At 63.2% G+C, this 23,141-nt stretch carries 22 protein-coding genes; 8 read left to right on the top strand and 14 right to left on the bottom strand.

The genetic code is table 11. From position 1 onward, the window contains the following. Window positions 1-134: 134 nt before the first annotated feature. Window positions 135-1,913 carry a methyl-accepting chemotaxis protein gene (locus tag Cth01_RS15070; protein WP_034358533.1) on the top strand — a complete coding sequence of 593 codons (1,779 nt, stop codon included), beginning with the start codon at window positions 135-137 and terminating at the stop codon, window positions 1,911-1,913. 258 nt (window positions 1,914-2,171) lie between these two features. On the opposite strand, the gene Cth01_RS15065 is transcribed toward Cth01_RS15070, so the two are convergent. The 7 genes from Cth01_RS15065 to Cth01_RS15035 all read right to left on the bottom strand — a co-directional run bounded on the left by Cth01_RS15065 (window position 2,172) and on the right by Cth01_RS15035 (window position 9,198). Continuing rightward, a complete protein-coding gene (locus Cth01_RS15065; RefSeq protein WP_045839594.1) occupies window positions 2,172-3,446 on the bottom strand; it encodes an acyl-CoA dehydrogenase family protein in 1,275 nt (424 codons plus the stop codon). Window positions 3,447-3,498: 52 nt separating this feature from the next. Next, a complete protein-coding gene (locus Cth01_RS15060) occupies window positions 3,499-4,584 on the bottom strand; it encodes a phosphotransferase (RefSeq protein ID WP_045839593.1) in 1,086 nt (361 codons plus the stop codon). A 256-nt stretch (window positions 4,585-4,840) separates the two neighbouring features. Next, window positions 4,841-5,560, bottom strand: a complete 720-nt coding sequence (locus tag Cth01_RS15055; protein ID WP_034349335.1) for a Crp/Fnr family transcriptional regulator — start codon at window positions 5,558-5,560, stop codon at window positions 4,841-4,843. A gap of 325 nt (window positions 5,561-5,885) precedes the next feature. Next, entirely contained in the window at window positions 5,886-6,827 is a 942-nt protein-coding gene (locus Cth01_RS15050; protein WP_045839592.1) for a thiamine phosphate synthase, read from the bottom strand. 10 nt (window positions 6,828-6,837) lie between these two features. Then, entirely contained in the window at window positions 6,838-7,641 is an 804-nt protein-coding gene (locus Cth01_RS15045) for a thiazole synthase (RefSeq protein ID WP_045839591.1), read from the bottom strand. A gap of 159 nt (window positions 7,642-7,800) precedes the next feature. Beyond that, window positions 7,801-7,998 (bottom strand): sulfur carrier protein ThiS, encoded by a 198-nt coding sequence (gene thiS / locus Cth01_RS15040; protein ID WP_003061260.1) that lies wholly within the window; start codon window positions 7,996-7,998, stop codon window positions 7,801-7,803. A gap of 105 nt (window positions 7,999-8,103) precedes the next feature. Then, window positions 8,104-9,198, bottom strand: a complete 1,095-nt coding sequence (locus Cth01_RS15035) for an FAD-dependent oxidoreductase (protein ID WP_072248256.1) — start codon at window positions 9,196-9,198, stop codon at window positions 8,104-8,106. A gap of 290 nt (window positions 9,199-9,488) precedes the next feature. Here Cth01_RS15035 and thiD point away from each other — a divergent pair, with 290 nt between their 5' ends. Then, window positions 9,489-10,361 (top strand): bifunctional hydroxymethylpyrimidine kinase/phosphomethylpyrimidine kinase, encoded by an 873-nt coding sequence (gene thiD / locus Cth01_RS15030; RefSeq protein ID WP_034377683.1) that lies wholly within the window; start codon window positions 9,489-9,491, stop codon window positions 10,359-10,361. 66 nt (window positions 10,362-10,427) lie between these two features. On the opposite strand, the gene Cth01_RS15025 is transcribed toward thiD, so the two are convergent. Continuing rightward, window positions 10,428-10,901, bottom strand: coding sequence for an SH3 domain-containing protein (locus Cth01_RS15025; RefSeq protein WP_034358521.1), 474 nt, complete (start codon window positions 10,899-10,901; stop codon window positions 10,428-10,430). Window positions 10,902-11,024: 123 nt separating this feature from the next. On the opposite strand from Cth01_RS15025, the gene Cth01_RS15020 reads away from it, so the two are divergent. Further along, on the top strand, window positions 11,025-11,792 hold the full coding sequence (locus tag Cth01_RS15020; protein ID WP_045839589.1) for an ankyrin repeat domain-containing protein: 768 nt from the start codon (window positions 11,025-11,027) through the stop codon (window positions 11,790-11,792). 65 nt (window positions 11,793-11,857) lie between these two features. On the opposite strand, the gene Cth01_RS15015 is transcribed toward Cth01_RS15020, so the two are convergent. Then, window positions 11,858-13,150 (bottom strand): purine-cytosine permease family protein, encoded by a 1,293-nt coding sequence (locus Cth01_RS15015; RefSeq protein ID WP_045839588.1) that lies wholly within the window; start codon window positions 13,148-13,150, stop codon window positions 11,858-11,860. Window positions 13,151-13,555: 405 nt separating this feature from the next. On the opposite strand from Cth01_RS15015, the gene Cth01_RS15010 reads away from it, so the two are divergent. The 3 genes from Cth01_RS15010 to Cth01_RS15000 are packed head-to-tail and all read left to right on the top strand — an operon-like array spanning window position 13,556 to window position 15,983. Continuing rightward, window positions 13,556-14,500 carry a hypothetical protein gene (locus Cth01_RS15010; RefSeq protein ID WP_045839587.1) on the top strand — a complete coding sequence of 315 codons (945 nt, stop codon included), beginning with the start codon at window positions 13,556-13,558 and terminating at the stop codon, window positions 14,498-14,500. 35 nt (window positions 14,501-14,535) lie between these two features. Then, window positions 14,536-15,123 carry a sigma-70 family RNA polymerase sigma factor gene (locus tag Cth01_RS15005; protein ID WP_034390766.1) on the top strand — a complete coding sequence of 196 codons (588 nt, stop codon included), beginning with the start codon at window positions 14,536-14,538 and terminating at the stop codon, window positions 15,121-15,123. Next, a complete protein-coding gene (locus Cth01_RS15000) occupies window positions 15,120-15,983 on the top strand; it encodes a hypothetical protein (protein ID WP_045839586.1) in 864 nt (287 codons plus the stop codon). The genes Cth01_RS15005 and Cth01_RS15000 overlap by 4 nt, the downstream gene beginning before the upstream one ends. A 75-nt stretch (window positions 15,984-16,058) precedes the next feature. On the opposite strand, the gene Cth01_RS14995 is transcribed toward Cth01_RS15000, so the two are convergent. The 5 genes from Cth01_RS14995 to Cth01_RS14975 all read right to left on the bottom strand — a co-directional run bounded on the left by Cth01_RS14995 (window position 16,059) and on the right by Cth01_RS14975 (window position 19,933). Beyond that, window positions 16,059-16,844, bottom strand: coding sequence for a peptidylprolyl isomerase (locus Cth01_RS14995; protein WP_034358635.1), 786 nt, complete (start codon window positions 16,842-16,844; stop codon window positions 16,059-16,061). 93 nt (window positions 16,845-16,937) lie between these two features. After that, window positions 16,938-17,204 (bottom strand): BolA family protein, encoded by a 267-nt coding sequence (locus tag Cth01_RS14990; protein ID WP_003061279.1) that lies wholly within the window; start codon window positions 17,202-17,204, stop codon window positions 16,938-16,940. Next, a complete protein-coding gene (locus Cth01_RS14985) occupies window positions 17,201-17,770 on the bottom strand; it encodes a septation protein A (protein ID WP_045839627.1) in 570 nt (189 codons plus the stop codon). The genes Cth01_RS14990 and Cth01_RS14985 overlap by 4 nt, the downstream gene beginning before the upstream one ends. 214 nt (window positions 17,771-17,984) lie before the next feature. Further along, window positions 17,985-18,401, bottom strand: a complete 417-nt coding sequence (gene msrB / locus Cth01_RS14980) for a peptide-methionine (R)-S-oxide reductase MsrB (protein ID WP_012838923.1) — start codon at window positions 18,399-18,401, stop codon at window positions 17,985-17,987. Then, window positions 18,398-19,933 (bottom strand): protein adenylyltransferase SelO, encoded by a 1,536-nt coding sequence (locus Cth01_RS14975; protein ID WP_139032076.1) that lies wholly within the window; start codon window positions 19,931-19,933, stop codon window positions 18,398-18,400. Before Cth01_RS14975 ends, msrB begins: the two co-directional genes overlap by 4 nt. A 204-nt stretch (window positions 19,934-20,137) precedes the next feature. Between Cth01_RS14975 and Cth01_RS14970 the strand changes: the two genes are divergently transcribed. Further along, the gene (locus tag Cth01_RS14970) at window positions 20,138-21,781 is read left to right on the top strand and encodes a 3-(methylthio)propionyl-CoA ligase (RefSeq protein ID WP_045839585.1); all 1,644 of its coding nucleotides are present in this window, start codon (window positions 20,138-20,140) and stop codon (window positions 21,779-21,781) included. A gap of 333 nt (window positions 21,782-22,114) precedes the next feature. Continuing rightward, window positions 22,115-23,137 (top strand): DUF4123 domain-containing protein, encoded by a 1,023-nt coding sequence (locus Cth01_RS14965; RefSeq protein ID WP_045839584.1) that lies wholly within the window; start codon window positions 22,115-22,117, stop codon window positions 23,135-23,137. Window positions 23,138-23,141: the final 4 nt, after the last annotated feature.

Below are 23,141 nucleotides of genomic sequence, written 5' to 3'. Positions count from 1 at the left end.
CGTTACTCGAAGTAACAAATACTGAATAGAATTCGCAGGCACGCGCAGTGTGTACGCGCTTTTCAGGCAGTTTCCCCTATTCCCCATCTCGCAGGTGCCAGACCTTGCAGGTCGCCCAGGCGCCCAATTCCCCCATGAACTTCTTTCGCAACCTCAAGCTGGCCAACAAGCTGCTGGTGTCTTTTGTGCTGATCCTGCTGATCAGTGCGGTATCGGGCCTGTACGGCCTGGTCCAGATGGAGCGTGTCAATGCCACGGCCACCGATCTGGCGCGCCAGTGGCTGCCGGCGGCCCGCAATCTGCAGGACATGCGTTATCAGCTTCAGCGCTATCGCTCGCAGACCATGCAGCATGTGATGGCGCAGTCGTCCGAGGAAATGGCGGTCTATGACAAGAGCATGCCCAAGCTCTGGGACGAGCTGGTCCAGAACCAGCAGTCGTATGCCAAGTACGTGAGAACCGACAAGGAGCGAGCCCTGCTGGCCGAAATCGGCGAGGAGCTCAAGGCCTATGCCGTGCAGACGGCCAAGGTGGTGGATCTGTCGCATCAGCTGCTCAACGATGAGGCCAGTGAAATCTTGCGCGGCGAGTCGCTCAAGATCAGCCGCGGCATCAATACACGTCTGGATGCTCTCAGCGAGATCAACCATCAGGCGACCGAGGAAACCAATCAGGCCGGCGATGACCTGTATGCAGCTGCCCGCTGGTGGGTGATGGCGCTGCTGCTGGGCTCCATCGTCATCGGCGTGGCGCTGGCGGTGCTGATCGCACGCTCCATCTCGCGTCCTTTGCAGTCGGCCGTTCAGCTGGCCCAGTCCGTGGCTGCGGGCGATCTGAGCGCCAGCATCACTGTGCAAAGCCGCGATGAAGTGGGCCAGCTGCTGCAGGCGCTCAAGGACATGAACACCAGCCTGCAGCGTATCGTGGGTCAGGTGCGCCAGGGCACGGACTCGATTGCCTCGGCCAGCAGCCAGATTGCCAGCGGCAACCAGGATCTGTCCTCGCGCACCGAAGAGCAGGCCAGCTCGCTGGAGCAGACGGCGGCCTCGATGGAAGAGCTGACCGCCACCGTGCAGCAGAACGCCGGCAATGCCCAGCAGGCCAATCAGATGGCGTCTGCCGCATCGCAGGTGGCCGTGCGCGGCGGTGCCACCGTGGCCCAGGTGGTGCAGACCATGTCGGCCATCAACGAGTCCTCGCGCAAGATCGTGGACATCATCGGCGTGATCGACTCCATCGCCTTCCAGACCAATATCCTGGCGCTGAACGCGGCGGTGGAAGCGGCCCGTGCGGGTGACCAGGGCCGTGGCTTTGCCGTGGTGGCCTCCGAAGTGCGCACCCTGGCCCAGCGCTCGGCCGAGGCGGCCAAGCAGATCAAGCAGCTGATCGACGACTCCGTGAGCAAGGTGCAGGAAGGCAGCACCCAGGTCGACGAGGCCGGCAGGACCATGGATGAGATCGTGATGAGCGTGCGCCGCGTCACCGACATCATGGGCGAGATCTCGGTGGCCAGCCACCAGCAGACCTCGGGCATCGAGCAGGTCACCCAGGCCGTGACACAGATGGATCAGATGACCCAGCAGAACGCCGCCCTGGTGGAAGAGGCCGCAGCCGCGACCGACGCGCTGCGCAGTCAGGCCGCCGCGCTGGCCGAGACGGTGAGCTTCTTCAAGCTCGGCGCCCAGTCCGGTCTGCAAGCCACGCCAGCCCTGGCGCCTGCGGCGCTCAAGTCCGCGCCTGCCAGGGCTGCGATCAAGGCTGCGGCCCCGCTCAAGGCACCGTCGCCTGCGCTCAAGCGCCCGGCGATGTCGGCGGGGAGCAAGCCGCCGGTCCTGAGCCCCGCGAAAAGCGCAGCAGCGCCCCAGCCGCAAAAGGCAGCAACGGCAGACGATGGCGAGTGGGAGAGCTTCTAGGCCCGGTACGGGCGTGCGGTGCCGGGCCTGGTGCCGTTAGCTATGTTGCTATTGATTAAGAAGCTTATATCGTATGTATTCATTGAATTTCAATATGTTTTATATCTAAAATCGTTTGATATAAGGCGGTATAAGCTTCTTTAGTGATAGCGAGTAACAAGCCTGCCTTCGAAACAAAAACACCCCGCAGCCGTGGCTGACGGGGTGTTTTTGTTTCCGGGGAGCAGGAGCGGCGTGATCCGCTCCTGCCGCCTCGCATCAGCCGCCGCGCGTGATGGGCACTTCGGCGTTCTTGCCGTAGCTGCCGTATTTGCCCAGCTCCCATTTGGCGATCGCGTTGCGGTGCACCTCGTCGGGGCCGTCGGCAAAGCGCAGTGTGCGTGCTGCGGCATAGGCATAGGCCAGCGGGAAGTCGTCGCACATGCCGCCGCCGCCATGGACCTGCATGGCCCAGTCTATGACCTGGCAGGCCATGCTGGGTGCGACGACCTTGATCATGGCGATCTCGGTCCTTGCAACCTTGTTGCCGGCCACATCCATCAGCCAGGCGGCCTTGAGCGTGAGCAGGCGCGCCATGTCGATCTTGCAGCGCGCCTCGGCAATGCGCTCCTGCGTCACGGTCTGCTGGGCCACGCTCTTGCCGAAGGCCACGCGGCTGCTGGCGCGCTTGCACATCAGTTCCAGCGCACGCTCGGCCAGGCCGATCAGTCGCATGCAGTGGTGAATGCGGCCCGGGCCAAGGCGGCCCTGGGCGATCTCGAAGCCGCGCCCTTCGCCCAGCAAAATATTGCCGACGGGAACGCGCACGTTCTCGAAATACATCTCCATATGACCGTGGGGCGCATCGTCATAGCCCATCACGTTCAGCGGACGCACGATGCGGATACCCTTGGCATCGGCCGGGATGATGATCATGCTCTGCTGCGAATGCTTGGCCGCTTCGGGGTCGGTCTTACCCATGGTGATGAAGACCTGGCAGCGAGGATCGCCGGCACCCGAGATCCACCACTTGTGGCCGTTGATAACGTATTCGTCGCCCTGGCGCTCGATGCGCGTGCAGATATTGGTGGCGTCGGAGGAGGCGACTTCGGGCTCGGTCATGGCGAAGGCCGAGCGGATCTTGCCTTCCAGCAAGGGCTTGAGCCAGCGCTCCTTGAGCTCGGCACTGCCGTAGCGGGCAATGGTCTCCATATTGCCGGTGTCCGGCGCGGAGCAGTTGAAGACTTCGGAAGCCCATGGCACACGGCCCATGATTTCGGCCAGTGGAGCGTATTCCTGATTGGTCAGGCCCGCGCCGTGGTAGCCCGAGGCTTCGGCGCTGTCCACGGGCAGAAACAGATTCCACAGACCCGCGGCCTGGGCCTTGGGCTTGAGCTTTTCAATGGTTTGCAGCGGCGTCCAGCGCTTGCCGGCGGCCGTGTTGGCCTGCATCTCCTCGGCATACTCCTTTTCCGCCGGGTAGATGTGTTCGTCCATGAACTTGAGCAGGCGTTGCTGCAAGTCCTTGGTTTTGGGCGAGTAGTCGAAGTCCATGAGTGCTCCTTTTGTTGTGGGACGGTCAAGTTGCGTGGTGGTGGATAAAAAGTCAGGCGCGCTGAGCGAAGGACCAGGCCAGCTCCGCCATGGGGCGGGCGGTGTCGCCCGAGGCCTTGGCCTGGGCGCTGGAGGCCGTGCCGGCCTCGACACGTTTGGCAATGCCTTGCAGGATGGCCGCGATGCGGAACATGTTGTAGGCCAGGTAGAAGTTCCAGTCGCGCTGCAGCGTGGCCACATCGGCAATGCCGGTGCGCTGGCAGTAGCGCTGGATGTAATCGTGCTCGGCAGGGATGCCCAGGCCTGCGATGTCCAGCCCCGCGATGCCGCGGCCCAGCTCGGCCGGTATATGCCAGCTCATGCAGTGGTAGCTGAAGTCGGCCAGCGGATGCCCCAGCGTGGACAGCTCCCAGTCCAGCACGGCGATCACGCGCGGCTCGGTGGGGTGGAACATCAGGTTGTCCAGGCGGTAGTCGCCATGCACGATGGAGACACGTCCCTCGTCACGTGCGCTGGCAGGCATATGGGCGGGCAGCCACTCCATCAGCTTGTCCATCTCGGGAATCGGCTGGGTGACGGAGGCCACATACTGCTTGCTCCAGCGACCGATCTGGCGCTCGAAGTAGTTGCCGCTCTTGCCGTAGTCGGCCAGGCCGCGCTCGGCAAACTTCACGCTGTGCAGGGCTGCGATCACGCGGTTCATCTCGTCGTAGATCTGGCCGCGCTCGGCAGGCGTCATGCCGGGCAGGGACTGGTCCCAGAGCACGCGACCCTCCATGAACTCCATGATGTAGAAGGCGCGGCCGATGACGGATTCATCCTCGCATAGCGCATACATATGCGGCACGGGCACATCGGTGCCGGCCAGGCCCTTCATCACGCGGTATTCGCGCTCGATCGCATGGGCCGAAGGCAGCAGCTTGGCCACGGGACCGGGCTTGGCGCGCATCACATAGCTTTTGCCAGGCGTGATCAGCTTGTAGGTGGGGTTGGACTGGCCGCCCTTGAACATTTCCACCTGCAGCGGGCCCTCAAAGCCCTGGACATGCCGGCTCATCCAGTCGGTCATGGCATTGGTATCAAACGCATGCTGATCGGAAACCGCGCGGGTGCCGACGAAATGCTCATAAGTGCTCATGCTGTCTCAGTCCTTTGTTCGATTTGTGATGGGCAAGGCGCAGCCCGCCACGCCGCGCCGAAGGCGCAGCGAGCGAATGCGTGAAAGGGGGGAGAGTTGCCGCAGAACGCGGCAAGAGAGAAACGAAGGTGAAAACTGGCGCGATCCCCGCCAGAGATGCCGAGCAAGAGCCGCCTCGCGGCGATGGCATCGTCCCCCTCCCGCAAGCGCAGCGAAGCGAGAGAGGGGGAAGCGGCAAAGCCGCTCAGGGGGTGAATCAGTGGTCGGTGTCTGCAATACGCAGCAGCGTCACCCGGTCGCGCACGATGAGGCCACCCGGTTCGATGCGAATCACTTCCTCGCGCTCCATGGACTTGAGCTCCTGGTTCACGCGCTGGCGCGAGGCGCCCAGCAATTGCGCCAGCTCCTCCTGCGCCAGATGCAGGCCGATGCGGATCTCGTTGCTGTCCGACAGGCTCATCACGCCATAGCTGCGCGTCAGGTGCAACAGCTGCTTGGCCAGGCGCGCGCGCAGCGGCAAGGTGTTGAGGTCTTCCACCAGACCGTAGAGCTGACGTACTCGGCGTGCATTGAGGCGCAAGATCGCTTCGGAAAACTCCACATGCTCTGCCAGAATGCGCTTGAAGTCCGCCTTGGATACGCACAGCAGCGTGGTCTCGCCATGGGCATAGGCGTCGTGCGTGCGCTTGTCGCCATCCAGAATCGCCACATCCCCGAACCAGATGCCCGGCTCCACATAGGTCAGCGTGATCTGCTTGCCCGTGATGGAGGTGGAACTGACCCGCACCGCTCCACGTGCACAGGCAATCCACTCCTCGGGCGGTTCGCCGCGAGCGCAGATGAGCATGCCATCTTTGTATCGTTTGACGTAAGCGCATCGAAGAATGTCGTGCCGCAAAGAGGGCGAAAGGGATGAAAACCAGCGACCAGAGTTGATCGCCTCACGTTCTTCCATACTAAGAATTGGCTCGTCCATGTTCTGTCTTATGCGTGACTGGTAACCGCCCCATTGTCGCGTGTGGGACCGGCTGTGCCGCAACTGCGGGACTCAGGGTTGTCACCTGTGTGTCCGCTTCTAACGCGAAGAGGGCTTGCGCCGATCAAGAAAACCCAGCAGTCATGCGGGCTGCGGCGCGACGGAAAACAAAAATGCCCGCGGGCTGCGGGCATTCAGTCTTGTCATCTGCGGTATTTCATGCGCCGAGTTTTTCAGGCGCGATGGATCTGTGGCTTTAAGTGAAAATAGCTGGTAGCTCTTATCTTTCAAGCGCTCCAAGCTATTGAATTAGTAGTGCGTGGATTCACGCAGCAGCTTGCATGCGCGCCAGCAGATGCTTGGCCGCAGCTTCCGAATCGGGGGCGTTGACCAGGGCGCGTACCACGGCCACCGAGCCCACGCCCGTGGCACGCACGGCGGGGAACAGGTCCTCGGAAATGCCGCCAATCGCCACCAGCGGGTATTGCTGCATCAGCCGCACATAGCCCGCCAGCCGCGCCAGTCCTTGCGGGGCTGTCGCCATCTTCTTGAGCGTGGTGGGAAAGACCGCGCCCAGGGCGATATAGCTGGGCTGCACGGCATGGGCGCGCACCATTTCGGCGTAGCCATGGGTGGAGACGCCCAGGCGTGTGCCCGAGCTGCGGATGGTCTGCAGATCGCGCTGGCCGATCACGTCCAGATCTTCCTGGCCCACATGGATGCCGTAGGCGCCTGCGTCCAGCGCAGCCTGCCAGTGGTCGTTGATGAACAGGCGTGCATTCGTGCCCTTGACGGCTTCGACAGCAGCCTTGACTTCACGGGCCACGGCGGCCTGGTCGCCGGATTTGAAGCGCAGCTGCACCGTGGGCACGCCCGCGCGGGCCATGCGGCCCACCCATTCGGCCGTGGGCAGCACGCCATACAGGCCCAGCTCGCTCGGGCAATGGGCAAAAGCCAGTGCCGGGTCGGCCTTGCCGAGACCGAAGTCGCGTGGGTCGTCGGGCCAGTGGGTGACATCGAAATGATTGTTGCGTTCGCTCTGGCACTGCCAGGCCTGGGCCAGTGTCTGCGCATCCACGGCGATAAAGCCCAGTTGGCTGCAGGCTTCAAGCGCGGCCAGATAGGCGGGCTCCTGGCGCAGTGCGGGCGGCACGGGCTGGGGCGTCAACTCGACCGAGTTGGCATCGTGGTGCAACTGGGCGCCAAAATTGGCACTGTGCTGGTGGATGATGGCTTGCGCCAGGGCCTTGATTTCTGCGGAGTCCATGGGCCGGCCTTTATTCCTGATGCCAGAAAGGGGTGCCCAGCACGGGCGTGCTGGGCTGGGCGGCGTTCTGCTCCGCCATGGCGCCAGCGCGCCAGGCGGCGTGACCGGCATTGACGGCATCGGAGAATGCGCCGGCCATGGCCACAGGGTCTTCGGACAGGGCCACGGCGGTGTTCAGCAGCACGGCGTCATAACCCCACTCCATCACGGTGCAGGCATGGGAGGGACGGCCCAGGCCGGCATCGACGATCAGCGGCACCTTCAGGCGCTCGCGCAGCATCTGCATGGCATAGGGGTTGACGGGGCCGCGGCCGGTGCCTATGGGTGCGGCCCAGGGCATGACGGCCTGGCAGCCCACGTCGACGAGCTTCTGGCACAGCACCAGGTCGTAGGTGGTGTAGGGCAGGACCTGGAAGCCGTCCTTGATGAGGATGGAGGCGGCTTCCACCAGATTGAGCGTGTCGGGCTGCAGCGTGTAGTCGTCGCCGATCAGCTCCAGCTTGATCCAGGGTGTGTCGAAGACTTCACGTGCCATCTGGGCCGTGGTCACGGCTTCCTGGATGGTCATGCAGCCTGCCGTGTTAGGCAGCACGGGCACATTGAGCTTGCGCAGCAGCTCCCAGAAGCTGGCGCCGGTCTCGGCCGCATTGCTGCCCTGGCGGCGCAGCGAGGCCGTGACCATGGCGGGCCTGGAGCGCTCCACAGCCGCTTCGAGAATCGCCGGCGAGGGATAGCGCGAGGTGCCCAGCAGCAAGCGGCTTTCAAAACGTTGGCCGTAGAGAACCAGGGTGTCGTCGGTGGTTTTTGTATTCATGATCTATCTATATCTCTTGTCTTTGTACCGCAATGCGCGTGAAGCCCAGTGAGCCTCAAACAGGCATGTGCCAAGTCAGTGACACCGAGCAAGAGCCGTCTCGCCGCGAGGGTGTCGTCCCCTGGGGGAAGGCGCGAAGCGACTCAGGGGGATTCATTTCTAGCCGCCGGTGACGGGAGAGATGACTTCCATCCTGTCGCCCTCGTTGAGCGCATGGTCGGCGTACTGCGTCTTGGGCACAAACACCGTGTTGACCGCCACGGCAAACGGGGGCTTGGCCTGCATCTGCGCCAGCGCATCGGCCACGGTGGCATGGGCTTGCAGCTCGGTGGCTTGCTGATTGAGGGTGATCTTCATGGCATGAAACAGAAAATAAAGCGGGTGCTAAGTTAAACCTCTGCACGGCGGCGCTTGCGTGCGCAGGAGGTGCAAGTGCTGTGCGCCAAAGTTCGGGCTCGCGGCTCAGCCGCGATGCACGGCGACATCGAACTCGCGCGCCAGCGGCGAGTCGTTGCGGTCCACCAGCTCCAGCACCACGTCGAGCATGGCGGGCGAGATCATGAAGCCGTGGCGGTAGAGGCCGTTGACTTCCATGACGCGCGGCGTCAGCAGGCGCACGGCGGGCAGATTATCGGGCAGGGTGGGGCGGCACTGGGTGGCGATCTCCACAATCCGGCCTTCGGCAAAGCCCGAGTGCACGGTATAGGCCGCGCTCAGCAGCTCCAGCGTGGAGCGCACGCTGGCCGGCGACATATCGTCGGATTCGATCTCGGTCGCGCCAATCACGAACAGATGATCTTCCTTGGGCGCGATATAGATGGGGTAGCGTGGATGGATCAGGCGTGTGGGGCGCTGCAGCGTGACTTCGGGCGCGTGAATGCGCACCACCTCGCCGCGAATGCCGCGCAGTTGCTTCCACTGGCTGCGGGCACCCAGGCCGCGGCAGTCGAACACGAAGTCGGGCTGGCCGGCCGCGCCGGGACGGAAGTCGCCGACCTCGCGCGGGCTGTCCCAGTGCAGCTGCACGCCCAGGGCGCTGAGCTTGTCGACCAGCGCCGTCAGCAGCTGGCGGTTGTCGAGCTGGCCTTCGCCGGGCAGATAGACGGCCTGGTTGAAGCGTCCCTGCAGCGCGGGCTCGCAGTCCTGCAGCGCCGCGCCGGTCTTCTCCTGCATGGCCGGCAGGCTGGGGTTGATGCGCCGGTTTTTCTCCAGCAGGCCGAAAAAGCGTGCCGCATCGCCCTGATCCTGGCGGTGCCAGAGAATCAGCGTGCCGTTTTGCTGCAGAAACACATGCTGCTCGAGCTGAGCTATCAGCTCGGGCCAGCGCTTGAGCCCATGCTGGCCCATGCGCACCACGCCGGGCTCGGTAATGGCCGACTCGGCCAGCGGCGCCAGCATGGCGGCCGCCACGCGCGCCGCAGCACCATCGCCTTGCGGGCCATGGGCGTCATAGAGGTCGATGGCGTGACCGCGCTGGGCCAGGGCCAGAGCCAGCAGACGGCCCATGAGGCCGCCGCCGAGAATTGCGATCTTTGAAGAAGCTTGTAGCAATGACATGTGCAAATCGTTTTCCATCCGGACACAGGAACAGGGCCATGTGCAGGACAAAACGCGGCATGCCTTGCGGCTTGTGAAACTCCCCACGCCAGCATGACCTGGATCGGGTGCAGGGGGCACAGGGCACGGATGGTGCTCTGGTGCGCAGCCCGTGGCTGGCGCAGCCCCAGGGTGTTTCTCAGTCCGCACAGGCTGCTTGCCTGCGGGACACCCCTGTTTCGTCCGTTGGACATTACAGCACAACCGCAAACAGCACGCATTGACCATGCGCATGGGCGATAATTTTTGCCATGACAGTGATTGCTTCTTCCTCCATCTCCGGCGCCGCAAAAAAGCGCTATGCACGCGTGCTCTCCATAGCCGGCTCGGACAGCGGCGGTGGCGCCGGTATCCAGGCCGACCTCAAGACCTGTGCGGCTCTGGGCTGCTACGGCATGACGGCGATCACGGCCATCACCGTGCAGAACACGCTGGGTGTGACGGGTATTCACGGCATTCCGCTCGATACCGTGCGCGGCCAGATCGATGCCGTTGTGCAGGACATAGGCGTCGATGCCGTCAAGATCGGCATGCTGGCAACCCCCGATGTGGTGAGCGTGGTGGCGGATGCTATCCGTCGCCACGGTATCAGGAACGTGGTGCTGGACCCCGTGATGGTGGCCACCAGTGGTGACCGCCTGATCGTTCCCGAGACGGCACAGGCGCTGGTCCAGGAGCTGTTCCCGCTGGCGACGGTGATTACCCCCAATCTGGATGAAGCAGCTTTGCTGCTGGGTCGCAACATCGACGGCATTGGAGCGTTGGATGCGGCCGTGGCCGATCTGCTGGCCATGGGGGCGCCGGCCGTATTGCTCAAGGGCGGGCATCTGAGCGGCGATCTGGTCATGGATGTGCTGGGCCGGCAAGGCCAGCAGGTCGGCGACTATCTGCGCCTGCAGTCGCAGCGCATCGTCACCCATAACGGCCATGGCACGGGCTGCACGCTGTCGTCGGCGATTGCCTCCTTCCTGGCTCAGGGGCTGGCGCTGGAGGCCGCAGTGACCGAGGCGCGCCGCTATATTCTGGGCGCCATCGAGGCGGGAGCCGAGGTCTATACCGGCCAGGGTCACGGCCCCCTCAATCATGGCTATGCGCCGCGCGCGCAGCTGATCGTCGAAGGCTGATTGCCGGCACCCGCAAAAAAGGCCCGCTGCTGCAGGCCTTTGCTTTGGGTGTTCGTGTTGCAGGGCTTACCAGCCCCAGACCAGATTCTTGGCCACCCAGCCGCTCTGGCCGTTGCTGCGCTGCACCTGGGCCCAGCTGCCTTGCTTTTTCAGAGTCTGCAGCACCTCATGCTGCTCCAGCTTGCCCACGCGCTTGTGCTTCTGGCCGGGGCCGGAGCGCAGATTGGCCGTGCGCGCCGTCACCACCATATGCGGGCTCTTGCTGGTCAGCGGGGCGTGGACCCAGCCCAGCGTGGACTCGTAGTCCTTCACGCGCAGCCACTGCCCCTTGCGCTGGGTGACTTGCAGCGGATAGCCCTTGCTCAGTTCCCAGAGGGTTGCGGAGCGGGTGTTGGGCTGCTCGCGCACATTCACGGTCTTGCCCTTGATACTGACAAATTCCTGGGCTTGTGCGAGGGCCGGCAGCAGGCCGGCGGTGAGCGCACCCAGCGCGATCAGGCTTGAAGTGGCGGCGGTGCGGATCCAGCGGTTGCAAGGCACGGGGCAGATTCTCCTTTTATCGATTGAAAACAGGCTGTAACCCCCATCGGACTTGCGTGGCTAGCTATAGTTCCTGTAGAAAGCTGACAGGGGCTGAACACCCGACAGCCATAAAGGAATGCCATGAACCAGCCAACCAGCGCCCATGGGCGTGCCTCGTTGACCACCCGATTGACGCTTGCATTGACGGCTCTGGCCGCCGCGACCCTGCTCACGGCCTGCCAGAGTAGGGCGTCGGCGAATGCAGCGGCTGCAACACCTGCCGACGCTGCGGCGCCAAAAGCCGGGGACCCGCAGATGCTGGGCCAGCAATTGCTGGCCGCTGCCGCGCAGGGCGATGCCGTGGCGGTGCGCAATCTGCTGGCTGGCAACGCGCCTGTCGACGTGCAGGACGCCCGGGGCAATACCCCATTGCTGCTGGCCACGGCGGCCAACCATATCGAGGTGGCGCGATCGCTGCTGATGCACGGTGCCAGCCCCAATATCCAGAACCAGATGCAGGACAGCGCCTATCTGCTGGCCGGTGCGCAGGGCCGGCTGGAGATTGTGCGTATGACGATTTCCTATGGCGCCGATCTCAAGAGCACCAACCGCTATGGCGGCACGGCCCTGATTCCGGCTTGCGAGCGCGGCCATCTGGAAACGGCCCAGGCGCTGATCGCCGCCGGCGTGAATGTGAACCATGTCAACCGGCTGGGCTGGACCTGCCTGATGGAAGCCGTGGTGCTCAGCGACGGCGGGCCGCGCCATCAGGCCATCATCCGGGCCTTGATCGACGCGAAGGCGGATCTGAATCTGCCTGACAAGGATGGGGTGACGGCCCTGGCCCATGCACGCCAGCGCGGGCAGAAGGCTGTGGTTCATATGCTGCAGGCGGCGGGCGCCAAGTAAGAACAGAGGAGATGGCTGCAGAGCCTTTCTACCGCGCGTGTGATGCTATTGCCTTTGAGTTTCAGTCAGGCGGCAACGGAGCGAGGCTGCAGCTGGCGTGTGGCGAGAGCCACCACAAAAGTCAGCGCCAGCGTGGGCAGGGCCGAGCCCAGGGCCGTGCTCACATAGGGCAGCAGGTGATAGAAGGCAATGCCCAGCACCCAGATGGCCACGGCATCCCAGCGCATGGCGGGCGCTTTTTGCATCAGTTGCACGGCATCGGTGCCAAAGGCCAGGCGACCCAGCATCACGCCGAACAGCGGCACAAAGCAGGAGCTGAGCAGCAGCAAAAACGGCTCCAGACTGTGCATGGGCAGCACCATGGCCAGTGCCGTGCACAGGGCCGCGATCAGCAGGCCCCAGCGACGAATGCTCCAGCCCGGTTGCAGGCTGTGGGCCGACATGGCACCCGAGTAGGCATCGCCATAGGCATTGTCCACCTCGTCGATCAGAATCAGCGACAGGGCAATCAGCCCGCCCTGGGCCAGCAGCAGGGCCGTGACCAGGTCTTCGCTGGGCAGGGTCAGGGCCACCAGCACGCCCAGGGAGTAGCACCAGATATTGGCCAGGGCAAAGCCGGTCCAGGCACCCGACAGCGCGGACTTGCCGCTTTTGCCGTGGCGCGCATAGTCGGCCACCAGCGGCAGCCAGCTGATGGGCATGGCGATCACCAGATCGACGGCGCCGAGCATGCTCATGCCGCCTGCACCTTCGCGGGCCAGCAAGGTCCCGAGACCGGTGGCGCCGGCCATTTTGAGGAATTGCCAGCTCAGCCACAGCAGCGAGGCAATCACCAGCGGCAAGGCCACGCGCGAGATGATGCGGCGCACCAAGGTGGTCATGGAGCCGCTCATCAGCAGCAGGATCACGCCACCCCAGAGCAGAGTGGCCAGCCAGGGCCAGTAGGCAGCTCCCATGATGCCGCTTTGCTTGCCCAGCGCCACGGTGGCGTCGCGCATCACCACCAGCTCGAAACTGCCCCAGCCCAGCAGCTGGATGATGTTGAGCATGATAGGCAGTCGTGCGAAGTGGCGGCCGTAGACGCTGTGCATCAGCCCTGCACTGGACAGGCCGCTGTCGCAGCCCAGCTTGCCCACCCAGCCCAGCAGACCGGCGCCGATCAGCGAGCCTATGCCGATCGCGATCAGCGCATGTAGCGGGCTGAGCGCAGGCAGCAGATAGGCTCCCATCTGCATGACCAGCAGGCCCACGCCCAGGCTGAACCACAGCGAGGCATGGTCGCGCCAGGCAAAGACGCGCTCCTTAGCCGTCACCGGGGCCAGGGCCCGATTGGCCGATGTGGAAGAAGATGAATTCATGAATGCTCCGCCAGAAAAACGAAGCAGGGGCCGCATGGTTTGCGCGGCGAGCCAGCAAAGACATGGCCAGTCGCGGTCTGACACCTTGGACAGCTTCCCTGCGCGAGGATGATCTCGGGCAAGCGATGGTCAAGACACCGCTTGCGCAATCAGGTTCAAAGGGACTCTCTCAGCCCTGACCGGTCTTGGTCAGGACACCCCCAGCATTGCTGCCTGCCTTGGGCTGCAGCGAGCGCGATTGTGCCAGACATGCAGCGGCGGGGGCAGAACTGCAGCGCAAAGCTGTGTTGCAAATGCTTGCAAATCAGAGTGCCTGTCTTGACCCCGTTGCGTCCGCTGCTGCGTTTCAGCCTCCGACAAGTTTGTTTCACGCCGCTGTGGCTGTACCTTGAGGAGGCCTTGTCCATGTTGTCTGTCCATATCGAACCCCCGGTTCCAGGTTTCTTGCTGTCGCGCGGCCGTTTGCTGCGCGCTTCGCTGCTCTGCGCTGTCGCGATGGTGGCCGCCGCGCCGGCCTCGGCCTGGACGCGCGGCAACCACAAGCTGGCCCAGGTCAGCATCATCGAACGTGCCACGGGCCGGGTACTGCCCCAGTACAGTCACGAGGGAGAGCTGTGGGTGGTGGGCCGCCCCGGTGCCAACTATGCGGTGCGCATCCGCAACCTCGAGAGCCGCCGCATCATGGGCGTCATCAGCGTCGACGGGGTCAATGCCATCAATGGCCGCACGGCGAGCTCTCGCGCCGAAGGCGGCTATGTGCTGGATGCGGGCGACAGCTATGACGTGCGGGGCTGGCGCAAGAGCAATGACAACGTGGCCGCGTTCTATTTTTCCGAAAGCGATATGTCCTATGCCGCCAGAACCGGCAGGCCGCAGGATGTGGGCGTGATCGGGGTCGCGCTGTACCGTGAAAAGCTGCCCGAGCCTGCTGCCTACCAGGGGCCGCTCCATGAGCCGCAAGCGCAGGCCAGTGCCTCGTCGGCTGAATCTGCAGCGGCGGATGTCGCCGTGCCGCAGGCCGCCAGCAAGAGCCGCAGCGCCGAGCGCCGGGCACCATCGGCCTCGCCGGCCCCCTCGCCGGCCCCCTCGCCGGCCCCCTCGCCGGCCCCCTCGCCGGCCCCCTCGCTGGGCACGGGCCATGGCGCGGTGGAGCGCTCGCAAGTCACCCAGGTGGAATTCGAGGCCGACACCGAGCAGCCCCGGCAGATGGTGCGCATTCGTTACGACAGCTATGCCAATCTGGTCGCCAGAGGCGTGATTCGCGAGCCTCGTCCACGGCCGCCGCAGCCGCGCGTGCCCAATCCCTTTCCTGGCGACAATGGTTTTGTCCCGGACCCGCCGCGCAACTGAGCAAAGTGGGCTGCGGAGTTTGCATAATCGCGGGCATGCTTGCACCGCCGCTTGCCCAAGCCCAACTTGCCGATGAAGCCCTGATGCGCAGCTATGCCTCAGGGCAGGCCACGGCGTTCGAGACGCTTTATGCCCGGCACAGCCTGCGCATATGGCGCTATTTCTATCGCAACACGGGCGATGCGGCGCTGGCCGATGATCTGGCGCAAGACCTCTGGCTTGCCGTGGTGGACTGCGCCTGCCGCTATGAGGTGCGCAGCAGGTTCACGACCTGGCTGTTCACCATGGCGCACAACCGCCTGGTCGATCACTGGCGCAGGCAGCGGCCGGGCATCAGCCTGTCGGCAGACACGCAAGAGTCCATGCGGCTGGCCGAAAGCCTGTTTGCGGCCTCGGGCTTCGAGCCCGAGCAGCAGCTCGATCGTCAACTCATGGCCCAGGCCATCCTGGCAGCGCTTGCCCGGCTCCCGGCCGAGCAGCGCGAGTGCTTTCTGCTGCAGGTCGAGGCTGATCTGACGCTGGCCGAAATTGCCCAGGCCACCGGCGTTGCCGAGGAAACGGCCAAGAGCCGCTTGCGCTATGCGCGTGCCAAACTGCGCGCCGCGCTGGAGGAACTGGCATGAATATGCACCCCGAAAACCCGTCTGGCGACGACAAGCCCGATGCGCTGCGCGAGCTCTACCACGAGGCCGTGGCAGAGGATCGTGGCCCCAGTGCGCAAAGCAGCGCAGCCATCCTCAAGCGCGCACGTCAGTGCGCGGCAGCTGTGAGGCAGGCGCCCACGGAGCCTATGGACAAGCCTGCCGCCAATGACCGCTTCTGGCTGCGTCATGCGCTGGGCGGACTGGCGGCCGTCGGACTGGTGGGCTGGCTGATGCTGCAGCACGCCGCCTGGTGGAGTGGGCCGGACAAGGAGGGCGAGCGAGATTCCAGGGCCGAAGCAGTGGCCCAGCCAGCTCAATCGCAGCCGGCTCCGGCAGTTGAGGGGGCGGATCGCGCCGCCCTGGTGGAATCGGCTCCGGGCGCGGCGGCGCTGGCGCAGAAATCCACGGAAAAAAAGACTCGAATCCAGGCAGAGAAAAAACCAGAAGCTATGGATATGGAAGCATCTATAGCTGCATCAGCCCCTGTGCTGCGGCCAGAGGCTGCTCCGGCCCCGGGTGCTGCAGCCTCTGCTAGCCTGGCGCGCTCCGCAAAGCCGGCTGCCAAAGCGCCATCCCGCAGCGATGAGACCACAGAACCTGCTGCCGCGGCGGAGGCCATGGCGCCGCAGATCTCCAGGTCAAGCGCGCAATTGCCGCTATGCCCCTTGACTGCTGAGGTGCATGGCAATACGCAAGCTGCAAAAGAGGGGGCGGACAAAGCCTCTGGCATCGCAGGCAAGCCCCTGGATTGCCGCCCGCGAAAGCATGGGGAAACGCAGCCGGATGATGCCAAGTCTGGGCAGGATGCTTCTAAATATATAGCAGATCCGCCGCAGTGAGACAAAAAAAGCCCGCATGACGCGGGCTTGGGTGATGGTCTGGCCAGTACTTTTGGGTACTGACGTTAGATCATGTTACTGGATTTTTGCGCTTTTGCGCAGCTGATCTTGGAACTGCTGCTCTTTTTGCTGCTGCAGCTGTTGCGTGATCTGGGGTTTGACATCTTCGAACTTGGGCATTTCGGCCTGACGCTCGTCATCCATGCGGATGATGTGCCAGCCGAACTGGCTCTTGACGGGCGCGTCGGTCATCTCGCCCTTCTTGAGCTTGATCAGGGCTTCGGTGAACTCGGGTACGTAATTGTTGGGGTTGGCCCAGTCCAGATCACCGCCACGGGCACCCGATCCGGGATCCTTGGATTCCTTCTTGGCGATGTCTTCAAACTTCTTGCCGGCCTTCACCTCGGCAATGATGGCCTTGGCGCGGTCTTCGGATTCCACCAGGATGTGGCTGGCCTTGTATTCCTTGCCGCCATTGGCAGCGACGAATTTGTCGTACTCGGCCTTGGCTTCGGCATCGGTCACGGGGTTCTTCTTGCGGAAGTCGTCAAACAGCGCGCGGATCAGCACGGTCTGGCGTGCCATTTCCATCTGCTGCTTGTAGGCTTCGGAGCCGGCCAGGCCGCGGCGGTTGGCTTCCTGCATGAAGATTTCACGCGCGATGACTTCATCCTTGATCATCTTTTCCATCTCGGGCACAACGGGCTGGCCGCTGGCTTCGATCTGGGTCTTCAAGGCATTGACGCGGGCCATGGGAACGGCCTTGCCATTGACGATGGCCACATTCTGGGCCGAGGCGGACAGGGCGGCTGCGCCCAGAACAGCGGCGGCCACGATGCGGGCCAGTTGCTTTTGTTTCATGCTCATTCGAGTTGTGATTGAGAAAAGTGAGTGAAGTTCAGTCCATACGCAACAGGCTCCCGTCAAGGAGCCTGTGGTCAGAACAGTGCGTTCTCAAAGTACTTCAATGGCGATGGCATGAACACCCTGGTCAATGAAGTCTTGCAGTGCATCATACACAAGGCGGTGGCGTGCCACGCGGGTTTTTCCATCAAAGGCAGGGCCGGCGATGCGCACGCGAAAATGCGTGCCCACACCGCTGTCGTTGGCGCCGGCATGACCGGCATGCTGATAGCTCTCGTCGATGACTTCGAGTCGGGTCGGGGCCAGACGCTGGCGCAGGGCGGCGTCCATGGCCTGGGCACTGATGGTTACGCTCATGGCTGCTTGTCCTTGGCTTCGGCCGCGCTGGGCACGCCGTCCTGGGGCAGGTAGCGGCTCATGTAGATGGCTTGCGCAATCACAAACACCACCATCAGTCCCATGCCGCCAAACAGCTTGAAGTTGACCCAGGTATCGGTGTCGAAGTTATAGGCTACCCAGATGTTGAGTCCGCCCATGGCGGCGAAGAAAGCAGTCCAGGCCCAGTTGAGTTTGAGCCAGATGGCGTCGGGCAGTTGCAGCTGCGCGCCCATGACGGAGCGCAGCAGGTTCTTTTTGAAAACCAGCTGACCGATCAGCAGTGCGCCGCCCATGAGCCAGTAAAGCACCGTGGGCTTCCATTTGATGAAGTTGTCGTCATGGGCCAGCAAAGTGGCGCCGCCAAACAGCACGATGACGCCGAGGCTCATCCACTGCATGGGCTCGATCTTGCCGGTCTTGAAGCGCAGATAGGCGATCTGCGCCACAGTGGCGGCAATGGCCACGGCTGTGGCGGTGTATATGCCCCAGACCTTGAAGGCCACGAAAAACAGGATGATGGGGAAGAAATCAATCAGCAGCTTCATGCGCGAAATGGTAGTCGTTCTGAAATTCAGACTGCGTAGCACCGGCAAGGTTCCCGGCGCTGCGAGCAAAGCCGCATCATGCACCAAAGCCCAGCTCATACCGTGAGCAAAGCCTTGTACGCTGGACGGAATCAGCTATCAAAGCTGATACGCAACGCCAGCGCAGAAAGCCCGATTGGAAGCATAGCCCTTGCTGCTCAAGCCTTGCCAGCTCTTATTTTGGGGGCTCGTTCTGGAAATCCAGCGAGGCCGAGTTCATGCAGTAGCGCAGGCCTGTGTCAGTGGGACCGTCGGGAAAGACATGGCCCAGATGGGCTCCGCAGTTGCTGCACACCGTCTCGGTGCGCACCATGCCATGGCTGCGGTCCACGATATTGGTGATGGCACCGGGTAGGGCCTGGTCAAAGCTGGGCCAGCCGCAGCCGGCGTCAAACTTGGTATGGGAGTCGAACAGCTTGTTGCCGCAGCAGATGCAGTGGTAGCTGCCATCGGCCCAGAACTGCTCGTATTTGCCGGTGAAAGGTCGCTCGGTGGCTGCGTGGCGTGTGACCTGGAAGGCCGCAGCTTCGGCACCCTTGTCCTGCAACAGGGCTTGCCATTCTTGGTCGGATTTCTGGACAGGAAAGCTCATGATGAACAGCTGATTTCAATCGAGGAAGCCCAGTCGGGCGGGAAGCCGGCCCAGTCGTTGTGGTCCGGGTGCGAGTCATAAGGCGTCTGCAACACGGCCAGCATCTGCTGCACCGGGGCGAAGTCACCGGCCTGGGCGGCACGAATCACGGTCTCGCCCAGATGGTTGCGCAGCACAAAGCGCGGATTGGATTTTTGCATCAAATCGACGGTCTGTGCTTTGTCCACTTGCGCTAGCTGCTCTGAATAAGTGAGTGACCAGGCATCAAAGCTGGCGCGATCCAGAATGATGTCACGCAGTGGCTCAAAGTCGATTTTCGTTTCCTGCCTTTGTGCAACAGCATCGGTCAGGCGGCTGAAAAAGATGGTGTAGTCCACCTTGTTGTCGGCCAGGATCTGCAGCAGCGGGTTGACCAGTAGTGCAAAGCGGCCTTCGGTGGCAGGCGTGCCGGCCTCGTTTTCGGGCAGGCCCAGTTTGGACAGCATCTGGCGCGCATAGGCGGCGGGAAAGACGGTCTTGTACGACTCCAGAGCGGAGATCGTCAGCTCTTCGTTGCCAATCAGCGGCAGCAGGGCCTGGCCCAGGCAATACAGATTCCAGTAGGCCACCTGGGGCTGGCGGTTAAAGGCATAGCGGCCCTGGCTGTCGCTGTGGTTGCAGATATGGCCTGGGTCGAAGGCGTCGAGAAACTGGAAGGGGCCGTAGTCGATGGTCAGGCCCAGAATGCTCATATTGTCGGTATTCATCACACCATGGCAAAAGCCCACGCCTTGCCACTGGGCCATCAGTCGGGCAGTGCGCTCGCTTACGGCCTGCAGAAAATTGGCGTAGGGATTGCCGTTCAGTGCAACGGCCGTGCGGCATTCCGGGTAATGCTGGTCTATGACCAGATCGGCCAGGGCTTTAAGTTCGGTCTGCATGTCGCGCGCGGCGAAATGCTCGAAATGGCCGAAGCGGATGAAGCTCTCGGCCACACGGGTCACGACGGCGGCAGTTTCCATGGTCTCGCGCGCCACGGGCAAGGGCGAGCCCGTCAGCGCCAGCGCTCGCGTGGTGGGAATGCCCAGGGCTGCCATGGCTTCGCTGCAGAGAAATTCGCGAATCGACGAGCGCAGCACGGCCCGGCCGTCGCCCATGCGTGAATAGGGGGTGCGGCCAGCGCCCTTGAGCTGGACTTCAAAGCCCTGCTCAGTCTCGCCCAACAGGATGGCACGGCCGTCGCCAAGCTGGCCGGCCCAGACGCCGAACTGGTGACCGCTATAGACAGTGGCCAGCGGCTTGCTGCCGCCGTTGCCATGGCCGGAGACGGCATTGCCGCTGAGGATTTGCAGCGCTTCGGCGCTGTGCAGCCACTCGGTGTTCAGACCCATCCAGCGGGCCGTGCTGACGCTGGCTGCAATCCAGTGCGGCTCTGGCACGGGCGTGGGTTGGAGATAGGTGAAAAAAGCCGGGCCCAGAGCTTCGAAGCGGCCGGGCTTGCGCCATTGCGGGGCAGGGGATTCGCTCATGCAATCATTGTGCTTGAGCAGCATCAAGGACAGGGTTTGCAGGGTTGTTGAGCCGGTTTCCGTTGGAGAGCAGCCTAGGTTTTTCCCTGAGTGCGCGCACATCGTTCAGAGGGAGGATGCAGACAAAGGTCGCCAAGGTTACGCATTGGTGACAGTCCTCAGATGACGGCCTGGAAGCCCGCGCTAGGATGCTTCCCGATCATCACAACGATATCCAGGAGACTGCCAATGTTGGGTCTGATGCAAAGCCAGCCGCTGTTGATTTCTTCCCTGATCGAGTTTGCCGCGCGCAACCATGCCGATGGAGAGATAGTCTCCCGCCGTGTGGAAGGCGATATCCACCGCTATACCTACAAGGATCTGGCGGCGCGCTCGCGTCAGCTTGCCAACAAGCTCGATGCCATGGGCCTGGTGCAGGGCGAGCGCGTGGCCAGCCTGGCCTGGAATGGCTATCGCCACATGGAGATGTATTTTGGCGTCAGCGGCTCGGGCCGGGTGCTGCACACCATCAACCCGCGCCTGCATCCCGAGCAGGTCGCATGGATCGTCAATCACGCCGAAGACAAGGTGCTGTGCTTTGACCTGACCTTTTTGCCCATCATCCAGGCCGTGCATGCCAAATGCCCGCAGGTGCAGCAATGGGTGGTGCTCTGCGATACAGACCGGCTGCCGGCAGACAGCGGCATTCCAGGCCTCGTCAGCTACGAGAGCTGGATTGCGGGCCAGTCCGATCAATACCGCTGGCCGCAGTTCGACGAGAACACCGCATCCAGCATGTGCTACACCAGCGGCACCACGGGCAACCCCAAGGCCGTGCTCTACAGCCACCGCTCCAGCACGCTGCACGCCTATGCTGCCGCGCTGCCCGATGTGATGTGCTTGTCGGCCCGTGATTCGGTGCTGCCCGTGGTCCCCATGTTCCACGTCAATGCCTGGGGCCTGCCATATTCGGCGGCGCTCACGGGCTGCAAGATGGTCTTTCCGGGCCCGGCGCTCGATGGGAAGTCGGTCTACGAGCTGATCGAGTCGGAGGGCGTGACCTTTGCTGCTGGCGTGCCCACCGTCTGGCAGATGCTGCTCGGCTATATGAAGCCGGGCGGCCTGCGTTTTTCCAAGCTCAATCGCACGGTGATCGGCGGCTCCGCCTGCCCGCCAGCCATGATCACCGCCTTCCAGGACGACTACGGCGTGGAGGTGCTGCACGCATGGGGCATGACGGAGATGAGCCCGCTGGGCACGCTGTGCACGCTCAAGAACAAGCATCTGGAACTGCCCAAGGAAGAGCAGATGAAGATCCGGCAGAAGCAGGGGCGCGCGATCTATGGTGTGGAGATGAAGATCGTCAACGACGCCGGTGACGAACAGCCCTGGGATGGCAAGAGCTATGGCGACCTGCTGGTGCGCGGCCCCTGGATCATCGACAGCTATTACAAAGGCAGCGGCAACCCCTTGGTGCGCGGGGCCGACGGCCACGGTTGGTTCCCGACGGGGGATGTGGCGACGATAGATCCCGACGGCTATATGCAGATCACCGACCGCAGCAAGGATGTGATCAAGTCCGGCGGCGAATGGATCAGCTCCATCGATATTGAAAACATCGCCATGGCCAACCCGGCCGTGGCCATGGCTGCCTGCATAGGCATGCCGCATCCCAAGTGGGACGAGCGCCCCATCGTGGCCGTGGTCAAGAAGCCCGGTGCGGAAATCACGCGTGAGGAGCTGCTGAAGTTCTACGAGGGCAAGACGGCCAAGTGGCAGATTCCCGATGATGTGGTGTTTGTGGAGGCCATTCCGATCGGTGCCACAGGCAAGATGCTCAAGACCCGTCTGCGCGAGGAACTCAAGGACTACCAACTGCCCTCGGCAGCCTGAATGCAGCCGGCCCGGCCGGAGCAAAGCCATCATCGTGAGATGATGGCTTTTTTGCCTGTGCCTTTTCTGGCGCCATTGCTTGACATCCATGCCTTCAGCTCCCGGTTTTTGCGACTGCTCGTCACTCTTGATATCGGATGGTGGTCGTGCCCACGACTTGCCGCGACGCCAGCTTCTCGGAGCCGCCTTGCTAGGCGGACTGGGTACATGGAGTCTTCCTGCAGCAGCCTGCGGGCCAGAGGCTGTCGCCCAGGCTGCACCGCGCAATGTGTGTCTGGAGTGCCTGGCACGTCGGGCGCAGCAGCGCTCAGCCTTTGTGAACAAGGAGTTGCCATGAGCGCCGGGCCGCTCTGGCCGCAAACAAGACCTGCACGCAAGAGCTGGCCTCTGCGCTGGTCGCAGCTCGTCTCGACTGGTAAGCCAACAGGCAAGCCCTTGCAGCTGTATCTGTTGCTGGATGCGGCGCAGAACAGTGACTTGTTGGCGCAGGTGCCGCAAAGCGGTGCCGAGGCCTTGTTTGCGTTCACACGCGCGAGCAAGGAGGGCAAGCTCAGCCCCTGGTTGGTACACCTTGGCAGCACTGCTCAGGCCTTGAAAATGCCGCAGCAGAATTTTCTCGACGCCGTGCTCGATGTGGTGCAGGCCAGCCCTTGCGCCAGCTTGCTGGCGAGCGAGTGCGAGATGCCGGTGCTGCTGGCCCATCTGCGCCTGGCCATGGATCCAAGACTGCCTGGCGGCGACGGCAGCTATCTTGCCTTGTGGGACCCCGCCGTGCTGGCGGCCTTGCTCGGGCAAAGCGATCCGGACATGCAAACCGCCATCGAACCCGTGCTGCGCCCTGCCCAGTGCCTGGCCTTGCTGGGTCCGGTTGCACGCTGGTGGTGCTGGAGTCGATCGGGCCGGTTGCATGAATATGCGGTGGCTGATTTTGCCGGGCCTGCGGCGCCCCTGCCGTTTCAATTCAGCACCGCTCAGGTCGATGCGTTGGTAAAGGGCAATGTGCCCGATTTGCTGATCTATTACCTGAATCTGAACCAGGTCCATCTGCGCGACAGATTGCCGCCGCTGGCAATGCATTGGTTTGCGCGTCAGCAACTGGAGTTTGCGCGCCGCCATGGGCTTGCTGGTACGCGCGACCTGCTCAACTATCTGTGTCTGGCGCTGATTGCAGGAGCACGCTTTGATCAATTGCCCGGAGTGGTCGAACTGCTGGCCAGGGTCAAGGCCGGCAGGCTGAGTTTCGACGAGTTGATGCGCGATATAGGACCGCATCTGGAGGACAGGGAATTGCCGGAACCGCAGGTGCTGACCAGCGCCAGCGGCCTGCCGCTGACGGAAAGCCAGTTGCCGCTCTAGGCCG

This window comes from Comamonas thiooxydans, from assembly GCF_000964545.1.
Classification (GTDB): domain Bacteria; phylum Pseudomonadota; class Gammaproteobacteria; order Burkholderiales; family Burkholderiaceae_C; genus Comamonas; species Comamonas thiooxydans.
Note: the sequence above shows the minus strand (reverse complement) of the source record. Positions and strands in the feature narration are given on the sequence as shown.

Excerpts from the sequence above, each read along its gene's own strand:
- Cth01_RS15060 (WP_045839593.1), bottom strand. The coding sequence starts at position 4,584 with ATGAGCACTTATGAGCATTTCGTCGGCACCCGCGCGGTTTCCGATCAG.
- Cth01_RS15055 (WP_034349335.1), bottom strand. The coding sequence starts at position 5,560 with ATGGACGAGCCAATTCTTAGTATGGAAGAACGTGAGGCGATCAACTCT.
- thiS (WP_003061260.1), bottom strand. The coding sequence starts at position 7,998 with ATGAAGATCACCCTCAATCAGCAAGCCACCGAGCTGCAAGCCCATGCC.
- Cth01_RS15050 (WP_045839592.1), bottom strand. The coding sequence starts at position 6,827 with ATGGACTCCGCAGAAATCAAGGCCCTGGCGCAAGCCATCATCCACCAG.
- Cth01_RS15020 (WP_045839589.1), top strand. The coding sequence starts at position 11,025 with ATGAACCAGCCAACCAGCGCCCATGGGCGTGCCTCGTTGACCACCCGA.
- Cth01_RS15045 (WP_045839591.1), bottom strand. The coding sequence starts at position 7,641 with ATGAATACAAAAACCACCGACGACACCCTGGTTCTCTACGGCCAACGT.
- Cth01_RS14975 (WP_139032076.1), bottom strand. The coding sequence starts at position 19,933 with ATGCTGCTCAAGCACAATGATTGCATGAGCGAATCCCCTGCCCCGCAA.
- Cth01_RS14965 (WP_045839584.1), top strand. The coding sequence starts at position 22,115 with ATGAGCGCCGGGCCGCTCTGGCCGCAAACAAGACCTGCACGCAAGAGC.
- Cth01_RS15015 (WP_045839588.1), bottom strand. The coding sequence starts at position 13,150 with ATGAATTCATCTTCTTCCACATCGGCCAATCGGGCCCTGGCCCCGGTG.
- Cth01_RS15065 (WP_045839594.1), bottom strand. The coding sequence starts at position 3,446 with ATGGACTTCGACTACTCGCCCAAAACCAAGGACTTGCAGCAACGCCTG.
- Cth01_RS14970 (WP_045839585.1), top strand. The coding sequence starts at position 20,138 with ATGTTGGGTCTGATGCAAAGCCAGCCGCTGTTGATTTCTTCCCTGATC.
- msrB (WP_012838923.1), bottom strand. The coding sequence starts at position 18,401 with ATGAGCTTTCCTGTCCAGAAATCCGACCAAGAATGGCAAGCCCTGTTG.
- Cth01_RS15070 (WP_034358533.1), top strand. The coding sequence starts at position 135 with ATGAACTTCTTTCGCAACCTCAAGCTGGCCAACAAGCTGCTGGTGTCT.
- Cth01_RS14985 (WP_045839627.1), bottom strand. The coding sequence starts at position 17,770 with ATGAAGCTGCTGATTGATTTCTTCCCCATCATCCTGTTTTTCGTGGCC.
- thiD (WP_034377683.1), top strand. The coding sequence starts at position 9,489 with ATGACAGTGATTGCTTCTTCCTCCATCTCCGGCGCCGCAAAAAAGCGC.
- Cth01_RS15000 (WP_045839586.1), top strand. The coding sequence starts at position 15,120 with ATGAATATGCACCCCGAAAACCCGTCTGGCGACGACAAGCCCGATGCG.
- Cth01_RS15035 (WP_072248256.1), bottom strand. The coding sequence starts at position 9,198 with ATGTCATTGCTACAAGCTTCTTCAAAGATCGCAATTCTCGGCGGCGGC.
- Cth01_RS15005 (WP_034390766.1), top strand. The coding sequence starts at position 14,536 with ATGCTTGCACCGCCGCTTGCCCAAGCCCAACTTGCCGATGAAGCCCTG.
- Cth01_RS14995 (WP_034358635.1), bottom strand. The coding sequence starts at position 16,844 with ATGAAACAAAAGCAACTGGCCCGCATCGTGGCCGCCGCTGTTCTGGGC.
- Cth01_RS14990 (WP_003061279.1), bottom strand. The coding sequence starts at position 17,204 with ATGAGCGTAACCATCAGTGCCCAGGCCATGGACGCCGCCCTGCGCCAG.
- Cth01_RS15010 (WP_045839587.1), top strand. The coding sequence starts at position 13,556 with ATGTTGTCTGTCCATATCGAACCCCCGGTTCCAGGTTTCTTGCTGTCG.